Genomic DNA, 14,316 nt, shown 5'->3' with positions numbered 1-14,316 from the left:
TTTGACTTGCTCGTTGTTGTGACCGAAGTCACGATTGACGAAGCTTGCGCTTCATTCGTTTTTTGTATTCCGTAGAATACGATTTTTGCCTCATCGTTCAGTTTTCAAAGTCCAATATGTCATTTGACGACTTTTAAATCTTACAGTAAAGTAATATGTAATGTCAATTACTTTTTTGAAGTTTTTTTCGTCTGTGACGCTCGCGTTTGGCGTGTGCCTCAGCGACATGTATTAATATATCAACTCTTGTTTTTTTCGTCAACTGTTTTTCTAAAAAAACTTTAGAAAAAAGATAGACCCGCTTGAACCGGTAAAACACTACCCGTTCGCGGGTCTTTTTCGTTACGCCTGTTTTTGAGATTGTCCTTGAGAAGCGGGCTTTTCTTGCAAGCGATGCAGCATTAGAATCTGATACGCATTACAGATTAAAAGTGTCGCAAGCGCCGCCCATAACATCCGCTTATCTTGTGTTGCCTGCAAAGCAGGTACCCATTCGATCAACGTGATGACTGTCATGAGGAACAATGTCGGAATGAACGCTGTAAAGTTCGTTTCCCGTGCTTTCGTCCGCGCGACTAAGAACGCTATTAACAGCAAGACGACCATTTCACCAATATAAAGGCTCGTCTTATCAAAGCCATATGCTAATCCGCGTAGGTAGACACCATCAAATAGTGCAAATGCGATCAAGACGACCTGGACACGATTCCAAAGCTTTGCGCCGCGGAATAAATCGAGTCCGACGCGATGTAAGATCAAGTACGAGAAGAATCCCATCAAACTGATGGCTGTCCACGTACTACTGTAGGAGAAAGCCGTCACATATCCGCTAATCGATTGATTTCGGATATATCCAGGTTCCGCTACCAAGTTAAACACGAAGCCGGCGAGCGTTCCGATTAGGAGCGTCATCCAAAACAGCTTCAAAAATCCTTTAATCTTCATTCTTATCCCTCTACTTTTTCGATGACACGCGTGGCGAGTTCATTATAGTACGTCTCAAATGGATGTTCATCGCGATAGATCGATGGGGCGAAGTCCGCATCGTTCGCATATGGTTGTCCAAGTGGAATCTTAGCTAGAATATCGGTTTTTAACGCTTCTGACAACCTCTCTCCGCCACCACTACCGAAGACATATTCTTTTTCGCCTGTCACTTTGCTTTCAAAGTACGCCATGTTCTCGACGATTCCGAGGAGACGATGGTTCGTCTTGATCGCCATTGCTCCTGCTCGTGCTGCAACGAAAGCGGCTGTTGCGTGAGGTGTCGTGACGATGACTTCCTGACAACTTGGGAGCATCGAATGAATGTCGAGCGCGACATCCCCTGTCCCCGGCGGAAGATCAAGCAACAAGTAATCGAGATCGCCCCATTCGACGTCTGCGAAGAAGTTGTTGAGCATCTTCCCAAGCATTGGTCCCCGCCAGATGACTGGTGCATTATCTTCGACGAAGAAGCCCATTGAGATCACCTTAACGCCAAAGCGTTCTGGTGGAACGATTCGGTCGTTGACGACAGTCGGACGTGTTTCGATTCCCATCATGTCTGGAACACTAAAGCCGTAGATATCGGCATCAATCAACCCGACTTTCTTCCCTGCTCGCGCGAGGGCGACTGCTAAGTTAACGGAAACCGTTGATTTCCCGACGCCCCCTTTACCAGAAGCGATCGCGATGAACGTCGTACCAGATTCTGGTTTGAGGATCGACGGTGTCGTAGCTGCTTGAATCCCGTGATCACCAAGTGCTTCAAAACGAAGTCCCACCGTCTTGAATCCTTTTTCTTTTAGTTCCTTGACGATTTGCTGTTGGAGCACGAGTTGCTCCCCAGAACCAGATTGAGCTAAAGCAATTTTCAGACTGACATAATCACCTTTAATCCGGACGTCACGAATGCCGTTCGTATCTGCAAGCGGGCGGTCAATCGTCGGATCGACGAGCGTTCCGACTACCTCGCGAATTTCTTGTTCATTCAACATAGTGCCTTCCCCCTGAAAACGTTCGATTTAATCCTTATTAGTATAACAAAAATAAGAGAGCGCTTGCACATTTCGACACCGGAAAGGATGACTTTTCCATGTCCAGTGTCGGTTTTCATCATTTCTCTCGATCATTCACTCGTTTTAGAACATTCGGTTCCATGTACGAGGACCCACGACACCATCGACATCAAGTCCTTGACGTGTTTGATAGGCACGCACCTTCTGAGCCGTCTCTGCATCAAAGCGCCGAGTCACGGTTGCTTTGACTGCACGTTGGATCCGTTCGATATCCCGCGGATTCATATTGGCTGCACCTTGATACAACGGACGACCTGGATACGGAACGATATCACGAGAGCGATTCGGCGTTTCTTCAGACACTCCTAGTAATTCAAAGTGTGGATAGTCCTTAAAGCTCGTCCAGTCCCCACCCCAAGAAAAGCCACGTCGTTTCATCGCAGCAACAATCTTTTGAAAGCTTTGGTCGTTTCGAAACAGCGCTTGTGTACCGTCTTTGGAATATTGAAAGAGGTCGACGGCAATGCCGCGGTTATGATTCGATTGTCCCCCGCGTGCATTCGTTACGATTGGTCCCGGTAGTGTCCGTCCCTGTGCGTACAACCGATTCTGTTCTGCGATGGATCGGTACCCTTGTGCGACGCCGACATAAATCCCTTGCGCATGCATCTCCCGGATGACCTCTTGCGTCCGTTTGGCGACTTCTCGCGACAGTCCCGAAGCATTCAACTTCCGATTCGCTCGCTCGAGTAACCAGTTGATCGATAATGCCATCTATGCTCACTCCCTTTGTCTCCTGTTCCCGAAAACAAAATCCGCTATACTTATGGAATGCAGAATGATTTTAACTCATATCAAAAGGAGCATCCTATGAAAAAACGCTTTATTTGGACGCTTGGCGTCACCTGTCTCTTACACCTTGGCTTCATCCTGTATCTGACGCTGCAACCGACCGTAGCTACCAAGACGGAGTTACCGGACAATGCAACCGTCTTGAGTGAAGAAACCTCTTTTATGGGACATGTCGGTCAAGCGACGACACATACACCTACCCAATTCATACAATCTCTCTTTATTTGGAGCATCCCGCTGACGATCGTCATCCTCTATCTTCTTCTGACGATATTGCACCGATTACGCTCCACTCCGTCGTCTTGACTTGAATCGCTGTTCTGACACTTCGTCAGGAGAGCGATTTTTCAATGCACAAAAAAACCTCCCACCACAAGGGTGAGAGGGATTCGAAAAGAATTAACGTTTCGAGAATTGTGGTGCACGACGAGCTGCTTTAAGACCGTATTTTTTACGCTCTTTCATACGAGCATCACGAGTCAAGAAGCCTTTCGCTTTGAGTGCGCCGCGGAATTCTGGATCCGCTTGAAGAAGAGCACGTGAGATACCGTGACGGATAGCGCCTGCTTGACCAGTGAAGCCGCCGCCTTTGACCGTTACGATTACATCGTACTTGCCTTCTGTTTCTGTGATTACGAGTGGTTCTTTTGCAGTCATGATCAATGTCTCATAACCGAAGTATTCGCTGATATCGCGACCGTTAACTGTGACTTTACCGTCTCCAGCAACGAGGAAAACGCGCGCTGCCGCGTGTTTCCGGCGACCAGTGCCGTAGTAACGTACATCTGCCATCGTGTAGTTCCTCCTAAATTCGTATTAACCGCGAAGTTCGTAAACTTCTGGTTGTTGTGCTTCGTGCTTGTGTGCAGCTCCAGCGTAGACGTGGAGTTTGTTGAACATTTGACGACCGAGGCTACCTTTTGGAAGCATCCCTTTGATCGCGAGTTCAAGCATGCGCTCAGGTTTGTTAGCAAGCATATCGCGTGCAACAGTCTGCTTTAAGCCGCCTGGATGACCAGAGTGACGGTAGTAGACTTTTTTGTCGAGTTTGTTACCAGTTAAAACGATTTTCTCAACGTTGATGAGGATAACGTTATCCCCACAGTCAACGTGTGGTGTGAACGTAGGCTTGTGCTTACCACGGAGAAGTGATGAAACTTCGCTCGCAAGGCGACCGAGTGTTTTACCTTCAGCGTCGATAAGGAGCCATTTGCGTTCTACATCAGTAGCTTTCGCCATGAAAGTTGTGCGCATGTAAAATACCTCCTAAGGAATTAAAAGTTCTGTTTTTGATTTTTCATTTATTCACTAGGTGAATCTATCATAATCTTAGGTGTACGGGGCTAAGATTGTGGTTTCATAATAAATGAAATGCCAATAAACATTGTATGTTTTTTAATAGCCAATGTCAATTGCCTTTTTTCACTCCGGATAGAAAACTTCCCATAGATAGAGTCCATGAGGAGGCGCCGTCACGCCTGCGACGTTCCGGTCCTTTGCCAGCAACATTTTTTTAATGTCCTCTGGTGCAAAACGACCGCGTCCGACGTCAAGTAATGTCCCGACCATGATCCGGATTTGATTATAGAGAAACCCACTGCCCTGGAACCGAAAGACGAGTTCGTCACCGATCGTCATCAACTCTGCCTCGTAAATCGTCCGAACCCGGTTATCCGTTTCCGTCTTCGCAACACAGAACGAACTGAAGTCGTGCGTCCCGACGAGATGGGCCATCCCTTGACGGATGCGCTCGAGATCGAGCGGATACGGAATATGAACCGATAGATTCCGACGAAACGCATTTTCTTCGCGGCGGACGAAATAGCGGTATTCCTTCCCTACGACGTCGTAACGCGCTTCAAAGGTCGGTTCGACCTCCTCGCAGCTCCGGACACGAATATCCGCTGGTAAGAGCGTATTCAGTGCCTTGACGACGTTCTCCGGGGGAATCGCTAGTTCCGTATCAAAATGAATGACTTGCCCGTAGGCATGCACCCTCGCATCCGTCCGTCCCGACCCGATGATCTTGACGGGATGTTTGTGCATCCGCGCAAGCGTCGTTTCAATCACTTCTTGAATCGTCAATCCGTTTGGTTGCACCTGATACCCGGCGTAGCCGGTTCCGTCATATTGAATCGTACATTTTAAACGACGCATTAACCGATCCCTCGCAATCCTACTAAACTGATCGTTAGGAGGACGAGTAGGATCATCAGACCTGTATCCCGCATCGTCCACTTGGATTCCCGTAGGCGTGTCCGCCCCTCTCCTCCACGGTATCCCCGCGCTTCCATTGCTGTCGCAAGATCCTCTGCCCGCTTAAAGGCGGAGATGAACAACGGAATCAATAACGGAATGATCGCCCGTAAACGTTCCTTGATTGGTCCTGCCGATAAATCAACACCACGTGCTTGCTGTGCCTTCATGATTTTCTCCGTCTCCTCCGCTAAGGTTGGTAAGAACCGAAGCGAGATCGATAACATGAGCGCGATCTCATGCGTTGGAACACGGACGACCTTGAACGGCTTTAACAACAACTCAATCGCATCTGTCAATTCGATCGGTGAGGTCGTCAGCGTGACGAGTGTCGTGATCGAGACAAGATAGAAGAAACGCAATGAGACGATGATCGCGAGTCGCAGTCCTTCTTCATAGATCCGAAGCCAGCCGAACTCAAAGAGTACAGCCCCTTCGCGCGTGAAGAATAGCTGGATGACGAACGTAAAGACGATCAGGAATAAAATCGGTCGCAGTCCTTTTAGAACATAACGAAGCGGTAAGCGACTACTCATGAGTGCTAAGAACGTAAAGACAAGTAAAAAAATATTCGTTGCTGCGTTGTTCGCGAGAAAGACGAGCGGAATGAAGCAGAAAGCAAAGATGATCTTCGCGAGTGCCGACGACCGGTGCAAGTACGACTGACCGGGAATATGTTGTCCGACGATCATTCGCTCACCCCTTTCGTCATCAACCACTCGATCAACTCGGTCTCCGTCCGGATGTCCGGTCGTTGCAATCCACGCCGATCAGCAACTTGCCAAGCAAGCGATAAGACGTGCGGAAGATCGAGGTGGAATTGCTCGAGCAATGTCTCTTCTTTAAACAGGTCAAGCGGTAGCCCGTCAAACGCCACCTGAGCGTTTTCCATGACGATGACGCGCTCGGCATACTCAAGCACCTGATCCATGTCGTGCGTGATCAGGAGCAACGTCATACCGGTCTCTGCATGGAGCCGGGCAAATAGACTCAGCATATGCTTGCGTCCTTGCGGATCGAGTCCTGCCGTCGGCTCATCGACGATCAACACGTCTGGTTGACTAGCGAGTACGCCGGCAATTGCAACACGCCTCATTTGCCCACCAGACAGGTCAAACGGCGAACGACTCCAAAAGACTTCATCGAGTCCGACAGTCCGTAATGCCTCTTTCGCTAATTGCTCAGCCGTCGCGGCGTCATGACCGAAGTTCATAGGACCGAACATGACATCTTTTAAGACCGTCTCTTCGAACAATTGATATTCCGGATATTGAAAAACAAGCCCGACGCGACGTCTTAATGGCTTGAGATCTTGTTTTTTCTTCGGTTCGACGATGATGTCATCGACTTGTACCTTCCCCGCTGTCGGCTTGAGCAACCCATTGATGTGTTGCACGAGCGTCGATTTCCCGGATCCGGTGTGCCCTACAAACGCAACAAGCGCCCCTGACGGAATCTCAAGATTCACATCACGTAGCGCGACTCGTTCGAACGGACTATTGAGTTGATACGTATAATTTAATTCCTGGATTAAGATTGGCATAAACGGTTCACCAATTCTCTTTCATCTAGTATCGTCTCCTCGAGTGAGAGACCTTGCGCCCGTAAACGTTCTTGTACCCGAACAACGAATGGAACATCGAGTCCGATGTCTTCTAAGAACGATGCATGACGAAAGACTTCCTGAGGGGATCCTTCTAATACGATTTTCCCGGCATCCATGACGATGACACGACTAGCCCGTAATACTTCGTCTAATTCGTGTGTAATCGCGATGACCGCCATTGGGTGGGTCGCATGGAGTTCCTGAACGGTCGACATGACCTCTTGTCGTGCTAATGGATCAAGCATCGATGTGGCTTCATCGAGCACGAGAACATCAGGGCGCATCGCAAGCGCCGAAGCGATTGCGACACGCTGCTTCTGTCCGCCGGATAGTTGATGGGGTTCCCGATCAACAAAATCCGTAAGGCCAACGCGCGCTAGACTGTCGTCGATACGACGAACCATTTCCTCGCGTGGCACACCCCAGTTTTCTAGAGCAAATGCCACGTCGTCGCGCACGGTCGTGCCAACGAATTGATTGTCTGGATTTTGGAAGACGATGCCGATTGCTCGACGCATCTCCCACAGTTGTTCCGGATTCGCACTTGAAAAGCGTTCAGCAACCGTAACGGTCCCTGTCTCCGGTAACAACAGTCCATTAAACAATTTCGTCAGCGTTGATTTTCCAGAGCCGTTGTGACCAACGATGGCGACCCATTCACCTGAACGAATCGTCAGAGAGACTTCTTGTAGGGCTGCTTGCTCCTGTTCCGGATACCGATAGGTGACCTGTTCCAGTTCAATCAGCTTGTCCATGATCTCTCCTCCTTCATCAAATCAATACTTTCATTTTGTAGCAAAAGGGCAGAAGCGGGATACGCACTGCCCTTTTATGGCGAATCATTTAATGAGGATTAAACGAGTTCGATGATGACCATTTCTGCGCCGTCACCACGACGTGGTCCCATTTTCATGATGCGTGTGTAACCACCTTGACGCTCAGCAAAACGTGGAGCCACATCAGCGAATAATTTTTGGATCGCGTCTTGTGCTTTGCCCTCTGCGTTTTGACCAGCAGCTTCACGGCGAACGAACGATGCAACTTGACGACGAGCGTGGAGATCACCGCGTTTACCTAAAGTGATGAGTTTCTCTACGACTGGACGAAGTTCCTTCGCTTTTTGTTCTGTAGTTTGGATACGCTCATTGATGATGAGATCAGTCGCAAGGTCACGCAAAAGTGCCTTACGTTGTGAGCTTGTACGGCCTAATTTCGAGTATGCCATGGATGGATTCCCTCCTTCGTGCAATTAATAGTATTAGTCTTCTTTGCGCAAGCCTAGTCCGAGTTCGTCGAGTTTCGCTTGAACTTCCTCGAGTGATTTACGTCCGAGGTTACGGACTTTCATCATCTCGTCTTCGCTCTTGTTCGCGAGTTCTTGAACCGTGTTGATACCAGCGCGTTTCAAACAGTTGTACGAACGAACTGAGAGATCGAGTTCTTCGATCGTCATTTCGAGTACTTTTTCTTTTTGATCTTCTTCCTTTTCGACCATGATTTCAGCATGGAGCGCTTCGTCCGTAAGACCAACAAAGATGTTTAAGTGTTCTGTCATGATTTTCGCACCGAGTGACACTGCTTCTTCAGGGCGGATTGAACCGTCCGTCCAAACATCAAGCGTCAACTTATCGAAGCTCGCATCTTGACCGACACGTGTTTTTTCAACTTGATAATTTACACGTTGAATTGGCGTGTAAATCGAGTCGATTGGGATTACACCGATTGGCATATCGTCCCGTTTGTTATCTTCAGCCTGAACATACCCACGACCACGGCGTGCTGTCAGACGCATATGAAGTGATGCACCTTCTGCAAGCGTTGCGATGTGAAGTTCTGGGTTGAGGATTTCGACGTCGCTGTCATGCGTAATGTTCGCAGCAGTGACAACACCAGCGCCTTGAATATCGATCTCAAGCGTTTTCTCTTCTTCCGAGTACACTTTGAGGGCGAGTTTCTTAAGGTTCAAGATGATTTGGGTAACGTCTTCTACAACGCCATCAATCGTCGAGAACTCATGAAGAACGCCATCGATTTGGACTGCAGTGACTGCAGCACCCGGAAGTGAAGACAATAGGATACGACGCAATGAGTTACCAAGCGTTGTACCGAATCCACGCTCAAGCGGCTCAACTACGAATTTACCAAACGTAGCGTTCTCGCTTAACTCGATCGTTTCAATCTTCGGTTTTTCGATTTCGATCATCTGAACCCCTCCTTGAATATCGTCATGTTGGCCATCGCGTTCAATCGCCAACCGTCTTGTGTACGTTTCTACTGCCTTGCTTGGTCAAACGATCAACAAAAGTCTACTCGAATCCCCGCTCTGCAGTACAAGACGGGTTACACGCGACGACGTTTTGGAGGGCGGCAACCGTTGTGTGGTACTGGAGTAACGTCACGGATTGCAGTAACTTCGAGACCGATCGCTTGAAGAGCACGGATAGCTGCTTCACGACCTGCACCAGGACCTTTAACGTTAACTTCTACAGTACGCATACCGTTATCCATTGCTGTTTTAGCAGCTGTTTCAGATGCCATTTGTGCAGCGAAAGGAGTCGATTTACGTGAGCCTTTGAAGCCCATGTTACCTGCAGTTGCCCAAGAGATTGCATTCCCTTGCATATCAGTGATCGTAACGATCGTGTTGTTGAATGTTGAACGGATATGCACGATACCAGATTCAATATTCTTTTTGACTTTACGTTTACTACGAACGTTCTGTTTGCGTTTTGCCATCTTAGTTTACCCTCCCTTACTTCTTCTTGTTCGCTACTGTACGGCGTGGGCCTTTACGAGTACGCGAGTTGTTTTTAGTGTTTTGACCACGAACTGGAAGACCACGACGGTGACGAACACCACGGTAGCAACCGATTTCGATCAAACGTTTGATGTTGAGTGAGATTTCACGACGAAGGTCACCCTCAACTTTGATTTTGTCTAAACCATCACGAAGTTGGTTCAATTGTTCCTCAGTCAAGTCGCGAGTACGAGTATCTTCAGAGATACCAGTTTCTTTCAAGACTTTTTGAGCAGTCGTTTTACCAACACCATAGATGTAAGTGAGTGAGATGACGATGCGTTTCTCACGTGGAATATCTACACCAGCAATACGTGCCATGTGTGCACCTCCTTGTTTAATTACCCTTGTTTTTGTTTATGCTTAGGGTTTTCGCAAATAACCATTACTTTGCCTTTACGGCGGATAACTTTACATTTTTCACAGATCGGTTTAACCGAAGGTCTTACTTTCATTGTGAATACCTCCTCCTGAAAAAATCGGAGTTTTTATTTGAAACGGTATGTGATCCGTCCGCGAGTCAAGTCGTATGGTGACAACTCAACCGTTACTTTATCTCCTGGCAAGATCCGAATGAAGTGCATCCGAATTTTTCCTGAGACGTGCGCGAGGACCGTGTGGCCGTTTTCTAACTCCACCTTAAACATCGCGTTTGGAAGCGGCTCGATAACCGTACCTTCCACTTCGATTACATCTTGTTTCGCCATCAATTATACCCCTTTCTCTATAAAGTTGATTGGGAGCCCAGACGATTTGTAGCGCTAGGGGCTTTCTACAAGAGCCATTGAGAGATCATCGGTCACAAACACGAGTGGATACTGGCTTATAGAAAGGTGACACCAATAACGCGCACAGCTCACTCTGCATCGACCGTTAAGATCTCGTAGCCGTCGTCTGTGATGGCGATGGTGTGCTCAAAGTGGGCGCACATGCTACCGTCCACCGTCACTACCGTCCAATTGTCGGATAGTGTGCGAACATAGCGTTTCCCGACATTGACCATTGGCTCAATTGCCAGTGTCATGCCGGTTTTCAGGCGCGGCCCTTTCCCCGGTGGTCCATAATGTGGAATTTGCGGATCTTCATGCAAATTTTGTCCCACGCCGTGGCCCACATATTCGCGGACTACAGAAAAATTCGCAGCTTCAACATGTGACTGAATCGCATGCGAAATATCTGTCAGGTGCACGCCAGCTTTGGCGCGCTCCAATCCTTTATACAGAGATTCTTCAGTTACGTCAAGTAACCGCTTCGTCTCTTCAGAGATTGTACCTACCGGATATGTCCAGGCTGAATCTCCGTGATACCCATTGTACTCTGCTCCGATGTCAATCGAGATGATGTCACCGTCCTGAAGTACACGATCTCCCGGAATACCATGGACAAGCTCTTCGTTCACGGAAGCACAGATGCTACCCGTGAAACCATTATACCCTTTAAACGATGGTGTTGCCCCTTGACTTCGAATATAGCGTTCAGCGATCGCGTCGAGTTGCCCCGTCGTGATACCTGGGCGAATGTGAGCTTGAAGCTCCTTATGCGTCCGGGCGACGATTTGTCCTGCTTTACGCATGATGTCGATTTCACGCGGCGCTTTCGTGATGATCATTACTGATCACCAAGGAGTGCCTGAACATCGGAATATACATCGTTGATTGGACGATCACCGTCCAAATTACGAAGATACCCTTTTTCTGCGTAAAAGTCAATCAAAGGTTGCGCTTGAGCGACGTTGACTTCCAAGCGACGACGTACTGTCTCCTCTTGGTCATCTTCACGTTGTACAAGTGCTGATCCGTCGATATCACAGATCCCCTCCACTTTTGGTGGGTTGTAGAGAACATGATACGTTGCTCCGCAAGTTGGGCAAATCCGGCGACCTGTCAAACGAGGGACAAGTTTCTCCGGGTCTACACCGATGTGGATGACGTGATCAATTTGTTTGCCCAGATCTTCAAGTAATGCTTCAAGAGCATCTGCTTGTTTCACTGTGCGTGGGAAACCGTCAAGGAGAAAACCATTTGCACAGTCTTCTTTGGCGAGACGCTCACGTACGATGCCGATTGTGACTTCGTCCGGAACGAGTTCCCCTTTATCCATGTATGATTTCGCTTCTTGTCCGAGTGGCGTTGAATCTTTGATCGCCGCGCGGAACATGTCGCCTGTCGAGATGTGGGGGATCGCATAGTCTTCGATGATTTTCGCAGCCTGCGTTCCTTTACCAGCACCCGGCAAACCCATCAATACTAGATTCATGTCGGTAGCCTCCACTTCTATAGCTCTATAGACACAACAGAAAGGAAAGGGATGGTCCCCTTCCTCCCGCCTTATCGGATAAAGCCTTTGTAGTGTCGTTTAACCAATTGGCTTTCAATCTGTTTCATCGTCTCTAGTCCTACGCCGATGACGATCAACAAGCTCGTTCCACCAATCTGCACCGAGTTCGGTAAGCCAGCAAACTTAATGAAGAATGTCGGCGTCACCGCGATGACAGCGAGGAATAGTGAACCGAAGAATGTCAGACGGTATAGAATCTTCGTGATGTACTGCTCCGTTTGCTTACCAGGACGAATACCAGGAATGTATCCGCCTTGTTTTTGAAGGTTCTCTGCCATTTGTTCCGGGTTAACCTGAACGAATGTGTAGAAGTACGAGAACGCGATGATCAGTGCCACATAGATCGACATACCGATTGGACTCGTGTAGTCGAAGATGTCACGGATCTTCGTTGCCGTTTCCGGACTTGCAAAGAAACTCGCAATCGTTGGTGGCGTCACCATGAACGACACCGCGAAGATGACTGGAATAACACCGGCAGCGTTCAATTTGATCGGTAAGTGTGCCGATTGACCGCCAACTGGTGTCCGGTTCACCGTACGCTTAGCGTACTGAATCGGAATCTTACGTGCAGCTTGCTGTACATAGATGACTCCGACGATGACCGCGATGATGATTAAAAGCAAGAGTACGATATAAAGCACGTTTACAAACAAAGCATCCCCTGCATTTTGGAGCTTCGTTTCGTAAATCTGGCGGAATGCATTCGGGAAGCCCGCGACGATCCCAGCGAAGATGATCATTGATATCCCGTTACCAATGCCCTTCTCCGTGATGAGTTCACCGATGAACATCAAGAATGCTGTTCCCGCTGTCAATACGAGTGCAATCATAACGTATGTCCAGGTGCCGAACTGTTCGTCGACAAGACCTGGGTAGATACGGTTAAATCCAAGCGCGATTCCAAACGCTTGGACTAAGCCGAGTACGATCGTTCCATAGCGCGTTACCGTTGCTAACTTCTTACGGCCCGCCTCTCCTTGTTTTGCCCATTCGGCAAACTTTGGAACAACGTCCATCTGTAAGAGTTGGACAACGATCGAGGCCGTGATATACGGCATGATTCCCATCGCAAAGAGTGAGAAATTCTGCAAAGCATTCCCGCCGAACGAGTTCAAGAAACCAAGAATACCATTCTGGTCAATCTTGAACACTTCCGTGTTTACCATCGGCACCGGGATATGTGCTCCAATCCGGAACACGATAACCAATGCCAAGGTAAAGAGAATGCGCCGACGAATGTCAGCTACGCGCCACATATTGGAGATCGCTTGAAACATTAGATCACCTCAACCGTACCGCCGGCAGCTTCGATTGCTTGCTTCGCAGCGTCGGAGAACTTATGAGCTTTAACTGTTAGTTTCTTTTCGATCTTACCGTTAGAAAGGATCTTAACGCCGTCTTTCATGCCTTTGACTGTACGAGTCTCGACAAGAAGTTCTGGAGTGATTTCAGTTCCTTCTTCAAAACGGTTGAGTGTGTCAAGGTTAATGACCGCGAACTCTTTACGAGTTGGGTTGTTGAAGCCGCGTTTTGGTAAACGACGGTAAAGTGGGTTTTGTCCACCTTCGAAACCTGGACGAACACCACCGCCTGAACGAGCTTTTTGACCTTTGTGACCACGGCCAGAAGTCTTACCGTTACCAGAAGACATACCGCGACCTACACGGTTGCGTTCTGAACGTGAACCAGCAGCTGGTTTCAATTCATGGAGTTTCATAGTGGGGCACCTCCTCATAAAATTATATCGAACTATTACTCTTGAATTTCTTTAACTGTCACTAAGTGTGACACGTGGTTAATCATCCCACGCATAGCAGCGTTGTCAGGTACGACAACAGTCTGGTGCATCTTACGGAGACCAAGCGTACGAGTAGTAACGCGTTGGTTCTCCGGACGACCGATCATGCTGCGTGTGAGGGTAACTGCGAGTTTCGCCATCTGTTTTCCCTCCCTTTCTTAACCGCGAAGTTCTTCGACGGTTTTACCGCGGAGTTTCGCAACTTCTTCAGCACGTTTGAGTGATGTGAGACCTTCGACAGTCGCACGAACCATGTTGATTGGAGTGCTTGATCCAAGTGATTTTGAAAGAATGTCGTTGATTCCCGCTAATTCGAGAACCGCACGAACTGGACCACCAGCGATGACTCCAGTACCTTCAGAAGCAGGCTTCAAGAAGACGTGACCTGCACCGAATACACCGTTGACTTCGTGTGGAATTGTTGTGTTAACGATTGGAACGTTAACCATGTTTTTCTTAGCATCTTCGATTGCTTTACGGATCGCTTCAGGCACTTCCTGAGCTTTACCCGTACCGAAACCTACGTGACCATTCTTGTCACCAACGACGACGAGGGCAGCAAAACGGAAGCGACGGCCACCTTTTACTACTTTCGCGACGCGGTTTACGGTAACAACGCGTTCTTCGAGTTGATCCATGTTAATTTCTAACTGGCGCATGTAGAGGT

General features: G+C 48.4%; 22 protein-coding genes. 1 reads left to right on the top strand and 21 read right to left on the bottom strand.

Going from position 1 to position 14,316, the window contains the following annotated elements:
* Window positions 1-342: 342 nt before the first annotated feature.
* The 3 genes from ASF99_RS02370 to ASF99_RS02360 form a co-directional block, all read right to left on the bottom strand.
* Complete coding sequence (locus tag ASF99_RS02370; RefSeq protein WP_055966777.1) at window positions 343-945, bottom strand: KinB-signaling pathway activation protein; 603 nt, start codon at window positions 943-945, stop codon at window positions 343-345.
* A gap of 2 nt (window positions 946-947) precedes the next feature.
* Window positions 948-1,979, bottom strand: coding sequence for an Mrp/NBP35 family ATP-binding protein (locus ASF99_RS02365; RefSeq protein ID WP_023466657.1), 1,032 nt, complete (start codon window positions 1,977-1,979; stop codon window positions 948-950).
* Window positions 1,980-2,123: 144 nt separating this feature from the next.
* Window positions 2,124-2,774, bottom strand: a complete 651-nt coding sequence (locus tag ASF99_RS02360) for a M15 family metallopeptidase (RefSeq protein ID WP_055966774.1) — start codon at window positions 2,772-2,774, stop codon at window positions 2,124-2,126.
* Window positions 2,775-2,870: 96 nt separating this feature from the next.
* Here ASF99_RS02360 and ASF99_RS02355 point away from each other — a divergent pair, with 96 nt between their 5' ends.
* Window positions 2,871-3,158, top strand: coding sequence for a hypothetical protein (locus ASF99_RS02355; RefSeq protein WP_055966771.1), 288 nt, complete (start codon window positions 2,871-2,873; stop codon window positions 3,156-3,158).
* 93 nt (window positions 3,159-3,251) lie between these two features.
* Here the strand turns inward: ASF99_RS02355 and rpsI are convergent, their stop codons facing one another.
* The 18 genes from rpsI to rpsE all read right to left on the bottom strand — a co-directional run bounded on the left by rpsI (window position 3,252) and on the right by rpsE (window position 14,308).
* Entirely contained in the window at window positions 3,252-3,644 is a 393-nt protein-coding gene (rpsI, locus tag ASF99_RS02350) for a 30S ribosomal protein S9 (RefSeq protein WP_023466655.1), read from the bottom strand.
* A gap of 24 nt (window positions 3,645-3,668) precedes the next feature.
* On the bottom strand, window positions 3,669-4,106 hold the full coding sequence (gene rplM / locus ASF99_RS02345) for a 50S ribosomal protein L13 (RefSeq protein WP_023466654.1): 438 nt from the start codon (window positions 4,104-4,106) through the stop codon (window positions 3,669-3,671).
* A gap of 168 nt (window positions 4,107-4,274) precedes the next feature.
* Complete coding sequence (gene truA / locus ASF99_RS02340; protein WP_023466653.1) at window positions 4,275-5,009, bottom strand: tRNA pseudouridine(38-40) synthase TruA; 735 nt, start codon at window positions 5,007-5,009, stop codon at window positions 4,275-4,277.
* Window positions 5,009-5,800, bottom strand: coding sequence for an energy-coupling factor transporter transmembrane component T family protein (locus tag ASF99_RS02335; RefSeq protein ID WP_035399348.1), 792 nt, complete (start codon window positions 5,798-5,800; stop codon window positions 5,009-5,011). The genes truA and ASF99_RS02335 overlap by 1 nt, the downstream gene beginning before the upstream one ends.
* Window positions 5,797-6,651 carry an energy-coupling factor transporter ATPase gene (locus tag ASF99_RS02330; RefSeq protein ID WP_055966768.1) on the bottom strand — a complete coding sequence of 285 codons (855 nt, stop codon included), beginning with the start codon at window positions 6,649-6,651 and terminating at the stop codon, window positions 5,797-5,799. Before ASF99_RS02330 ends, ASF99_RS02335 begins: the two co-directional genes overlap by 4 nt.
* Window positions 6,639-7,469 (bottom strand): energy-coupling factor ABC transporter ATP-binding protein, encoded by an 831-nt coding sequence (locus tag ASF99_RS02325; RefSeq protein ID WP_023466650.1) that lies wholly within the window; start codon window positions 7,467-7,469, stop codon window positions 6,639-6,641. The genes ASF99_RS02330 and ASF99_RS02325 overlap by 13 nt, the downstream gene beginning before the upstream one ends.
* Window positions 7,470-7,567: 98 nt before the next feature.
* Window positions 7,568-7,939, bottom strand: coding sequence for a 50S ribosomal protein L17 (gene rplQ, locus ASF99_RS02320; RefSeq protein ID WP_023466649.1), 372 nt, complete (start codon window positions 7,937-7,939; stop codon window positions 7,568-7,570).
* A 33-nt stretch (window positions 7,940-7,972) separates the two neighbouring features.
* Window positions 7,973-8,917, bottom strand: a complete 945-nt coding sequence (locus ASF99_RS02315) for a DNA-directed RNA polymerase subunit alpha (protein ID WP_023466648.1) — start codon at window positions 8,915-8,917, stop codon at window positions 7,973-7,975.
* 137 nt (window positions 8,918-9,054) lie between these two features.
* The gene (gene rpsK, locus ASF99_RS02310) at window positions 9,055-9,450 is read right to left on the bottom strand and encodes a 30S ribosomal protein S11 (protein WP_023466647.1); all 396 of its coding nucleotides are present in this window, start codon (window positions 9,448-9,450) and stop codon (window positions 9,055-9,057) included.
* Between the two features lie 16 nt (window positions 9,451-9,466).
* Window positions 9,467-9,832 (bottom strand): 30S ribosomal protein S13, encoded by a 366-nt coding sequence (gene rpsM / locus ASF99_RS02305; RefSeq protein ID WP_023466646.1) that lies wholly within the window; start codon window positions 9,830-9,832, stop codon window positions 9,467-9,469.
* 20 nt (window positions 9,833-9,852) lie between these two features.
* On the bottom strand, window positions 9,853-9,966 hold the full coding sequence (gene rpmJ / locus ASF99_RS02300; protein ID WP_003156543.1) for a 50S ribosomal protein L36: 114 nt from the start codon (window positions 9,964-9,966) through the stop codon (window positions 9,853-9,855).
* 33 nt (window positions 9,967-9,999) lie between these two features.
* Entirely contained in the window at window positions 10,000-10,218 is a 219-nt protein-coding gene (gene infA, locus ASF99_RS02295; protein ID WP_012369032.1) for a translation initiation factor IF-1, read from the bottom strand.
* A gap of 149 nt (window positions 10,219-10,367) precedes the next feature.
* On the bottom strand, window positions 10,368-11,120 hold the full coding sequence (gene map / locus ASF99_RS02290; RefSeq protein WP_023466644.1) for a type I methionyl aminopeptidase: 753 nt from the start codon (window positions 11,118-11,120) through the stop codon (window positions 10,368-10,370).
* Complete coding sequence (locus ASF99_RS02285; RefSeq protein WP_023466643.1) at window positions 11,120-11,767, bottom strand: adenylate kinase; 648 nt, start codon at window positions 11,765-11,767, stop codon at window positions 11,120-11,122. Before ASF99_RS02285 ends, map begins: the two co-directional genes overlap by 1 nt.
* A 71-nt stretch (window positions 11,768-11,838) precedes the next feature.
* Entirely contained in the window at window positions 11,839-13,128 is a 1,290-nt protein-coding gene (secY, locus tag ASF99_RS02280; RefSeq protein ID WP_023466642.1) for a preprotein translocase subunit SecY, read from the bottom strand.
* On the bottom strand, window positions 13,128-13,568 hold the full coding sequence (gene rplO, locus ASF99_RS02275; protein WP_055966765.1) for a 50S ribosomal protein L15: 441 nt from the start codon (window positions 13,566-13,568) through the stop codon (window positions 13,128-13,130). The genes secY and rplO overlap by 1 nt, the downstream gene beginning before the upstream one ends.
* A gap of 35 nt (window positions 13,569-13,603) precedes the next feature.
* Entirely contained in the window at window positions 13,604-13,789 is a 186-nt protein-coding gene (gene rpmD / locus ASF99_RS02270) for a 50S ribosomal protein L30 (RefSeq protein ID WP_023466640.1), read from the bottom strand.
* A gap of 18 nt (window positions 13,790-13,807) precedes the next feature.
* Window positions 13,808-14,308, bottom strand: coding sequence for a 30S ribosomal protein S5 (gene rpsE / locus ASF99_RS02265; protein ID WP_023466639.1), 501 nt, complete (start codon window positions 14,306-14,308; stop codon window positions 13,808-13,810).
* Between the last annotated feature and the right edge of the window lie 8 nt (window positions 14,309-14,316).

It is taken from the genome of Exiguobacterium sp. Leaf187, from assembly GCF_001423925.1.
Lineage (GTDB): Bacteria > Bacillota > Bacilli > Exiguobacteriales > Exiguobacteriaceae > Exiguobacterium_A > Exiguobacterium_A indicum.
The sequence above is the reverse complement of the archived record's forward strand: the minus strand, read 5'-3'. Positions and strand labels throughout refer to the sequence as shown.